Genomic DNA, 3,093 nt, shown 5'->3' on the forward strand with positions numbered 1-3,093 from the left:
GGTCGGGGGCCGGCAGGCAGCGGGCCAGCCCCTGCAGCGCGCCGGCGTGCTCGCTGCTGCGCTGCAGGGCGGCCTCGTACAGGGGGCGCACATCGGCGGCGGGGTCCAGCTGGCGCAGCAGCGTGGCCCATTCCACGGTTTCGTCGGCGTTGTGGCGGGCCGCGCTGGCTTTCAGCGCCTCGGCCCGTTCGCGCACCCGGGTCAGCCAGGCGTGGTGTTCCTTCCAGCCGGTGGCGTTTTCCTGGCACCACAGGCGGTCGAAATGGTCGATCCAGCGCTGCGGATCGCGGCCCAGCAGCGACAGGGCGCCGCGGCGCGATCCCTCGGGCAGGGCAGGCCGCGCACCGGTGAGCGCCTCGACCCGGTCGCGCAGCACCGGGTGGGTGTCGTCCACGCCGCTGATGCGCCGCACGGCCTGGCGCAGCGCCTCCTGGGCGAAGCCGGCATCGACCGGCATCGCCAGCAGGCGTCGCAGGGCGCCGTAGGGACCCACCGGCAGCGGGTGAGCCACGGCCGTGCGCCAGTGCCCGGGCCAGAACTCGTCCGCCAGCCAGGCGGCCTTGATCTCGATCTCGGCCAGCGCAGCAGCCGCCACGTCGGGGCCCAGCAACCGGCCGGCGATGCGGTCCGCCTCGTATTCGTCCTGGCGCGCCAGGGCGAACGTCCGCGCGGCGAAGCGCGGGAAGTACCAACGCAGGAAGGCCTGCGTGGCCGCCGCCACCGGCCCGCTGCCATCGCGCAGGCCCTCGTGCAGGCGCAGCCAGCCCAGCCGCGTGCGGTAGATCCAGGCGGTGAATTGGCCGTGGCCACCGCGCAGGTGGCCATATTCGTGCGCCAGCACGGCCATCAGGCGCGGCTTGTCCAGCGCCATGACGAGCGGCAGGCCGATGGTGAGGTGGTTGACCGCGCCGCCGAACAGGCCCCAGCGCGGCGTCTGCCGGATGCTGGCGTTGAAGTCGCCGTCCAGGTACACGCCGTGCAGCGCCGGGCCCTTGACCTTGGTGCGGATGCGCTCCAGCGCCTCGAACAGGCCGGGCGCATCGGCCGCCGTGATGGGCAGGCCATCGGGCGCATCGATGCGCACCCAGAGCGCGCGCAGGCAGGTCCACAGCAGGCCGCCCGCCCCGAGCACCACCCACACGTAGGCCACGCGAAAGCGGCCATGCCACAACTGGGGCAACACCCAGGCCAGCAGCCCCGCCGACAGCAGCAGGCAACCCACCACCCAGGCGTACCCCAGGGCCGCGAAAGCGGCGACACTGCGCCGGTACGCGCTGGAGTCTTCAGCGCTCGCGTGCTCGCTCATGCGCACCATGTGAACGAAATCCGCCTGGTCCATGTCCCGCCATCCCCGTTTGCCAATCCCCTATCGTATCCATGACCGACGACCTTCCCGCCCTGCGCCCCACCCCGCCCGGCCTCTATCGCCACTACAAGGGCCTGCTGTACGAGGTGATCGACACCGCGCGCCACAGCGAGACGCTGGAGCCCATGACGCTGTACCGCGCGCTCTACGGCGAGCGGGGGCTGTGGGTGCGGCCCGCCGCGATGTTCGAGGAAACCGTGGTGATCGACGGACGGGCGCAGCCGCGCTTCGAGCGGGTGCAGGCATCGCCGGAAGCCGTGCCCGCGGCCAAGCCATAGAAGTGCCGAATGCCCTAGATCCGATTACCTTTGTAGCTATTATTTTTATAGCAAATTAATTCTAATCCGTTGCAATACGCCAGCTTCGTATGGGCCACGGCGCGTTCGTGCGGCAAAGCGAATTCCACTGCACCAGGAACACCATCCTGTTTCATCCTCTGGTCTGTGCCAGTTGAAACGAAGGTCTGGTCCGTGAAATTTTCCAAACTGCTGCCGCACTCCCGTCCCACCCCGAACGCGGCCCCGTCGACCTCGCCCGGGAAAACAGTGGGTACGGCGCCCAAAGCCAGCAGCAGCCACGGCGGTGGCGGCCTGCTGTCCGGCCTGGTGGGGCGCCATTCCAAGCCACAAACGGCGCCCCGGCCGCGCCAGCCCCTGGACGGCACTGCCAGCCAGCGGGCGTCCGACGTGGCCTCCGCCATCCGCTACATGAACGCGAGCGCGGGACCGGCCTTTACCGCCCCGCTCCCCCGCCCCGCAGCGGAACCGCCGGCGGCGCAAGCCCCCTCCGGGGCGCACCCGGAGATCCGGCAGGAGCCGCCGCCCGCAGCGCAGCCCGTACCGGATTCGGCACACGCCGAGGAGATCCAGGCCGACGAGAGCACCGAGGTGCAAGCCGCGATGGCCCGACTGCAAGGCCGGACCCTGTTCACCATCGCCGAAGAGCCCGAGCTGGAGGCACAAGCGACGAGGGTCACCCTGCAGGATCTGTTCGATGCCGAGGACAAGGCGCGGGCCAAGGCACAGGCCAAGGCCCAGGCCAAGGCGCAAGCCCGCTTGCCGACCGCGGCGGCGGCCACCACCGCGCCGGCGCATGCCCCCTCCGGGGGAATCGCGCAGCGGCTGCGCCATTTCTTCCAACGGTCTTAGCCGGAGCGGGGGCGACGCGAACCATCCCCTCCCGGCCCCCGCCAGAGCAATTCGATGCGCCGACGTGCCAGCGCCAGAAGGTTGATTGCCTCCGCAGCTATTGTTTTTATAGCAAACGCATTGCCTGGCCGTCCCCGTCCCTGTCCCCGCGCGGCAGCGTGACGGTGGCAACCAGACCGCCGCCTGGCGCATTGCCCAGCTGCAGGCTGCCGCCATGGCGTTGCGCGATGTCGTGCGCGATCGACAGCCCCAGGCCCACGCCGCCGCTGTGCCGGTTGCGCGAGCCCTCCACGCGGTAGAAGGGCTGCATCACCCGGTCCAGCTCCTGCTCGGGCAGGCCGGGCCCATGGTCGCGCACGGCGATGCGCACCGCGGCGCCATCGTCGCTCAGCGTGATCTCGGCGCCGCCGCCGTAGCGCACGGCGTTGCCCACCAGGTTGCCGATGCAGCGCGCAGCGCGCCCACCCGCGCAGGCAGCGGCCGTGCGCTGCCTGCAGCGTGACGGCGTGGCCGCAGTCCTGCGCGTCGTCCACCAGGCTCTGCAGCAGCGCCCCGATGTCCAGCGGCGCCACTGGCTCG

General features: G+C 71.1%; 4 protein-coding genes. 2 read left to right on the forward strand and 2 right to left on the reverse strand.

The window, feature by feature from the left end; all coding sequences use genetic code 11:
- Positions 1-1,339, reverse strand: a 1,339-nt coding sequence (locus tag AC27IQ_RS21325) for a M48 family metallopeptidase (protein ID WP_487090696.1), incomplete at its 3' end; no start/stop codon positions are given.
- A 38-nt stretch (positions 1,340-1,377) separates the two neighbouring features.
- On the opposite strand from AC27IQ_RS21325, the gene AC27IQ_RS21330 reads away from it, so the two are divergent.
- Entirely contained in the window at positions 1,378-1,644 is a 267-nt protein-coding gene (locus AC27IQ_RS21330; protein ID WP_284429081.1) for a DUF1653 domain-containing protein, read from the forward strand.
- Between the two features lie 192 nt (positions 1,645-1,836).
- Positions 1,837-2,514, forward strand: a complete 678-nt coding sequence (locus tag AC27IQ_RS21335; RefSeq protein WP_487090697.1) for a hypothetical protein — start codon at positions 1,837-1,839, stop codon at positions 2,512-2,514.
- Between the two features lie 106 nt (positions 2,515-2,620).
- On the opposite strand, the gene AC27IQ_RS21340 is transcribed toward AC27IQ_RS21335, so the two are convergent.
- Positions 2,621-2,947 (reverse strand): sensor histidine kinase, encoded by a 327-nt coding sequence (locus AC27IQ_RS21340; RefSeq protein WP_487090698.1) that lies wholly within the window; start codon positions 2,945-2,947, stop codon positions 2,621-2,623.
- Between the last annotated feature and the right edge of the window lie 146 nt (positions 2,948-3,093).

The organism is Acidovorax sp. KPB24-07 (assembly GCF_057543315.1).

Bases quoted from the DNA above. Each gene is read 5' to 3' on its own strand.
- AC27IQ_RS21330 (WP_284429081.1), top strand. From the start codon at position 1,378: ATGACCGACGACCTTCCCGCCCTGCGCCCCACCCCGCCCGGCCTCTAT.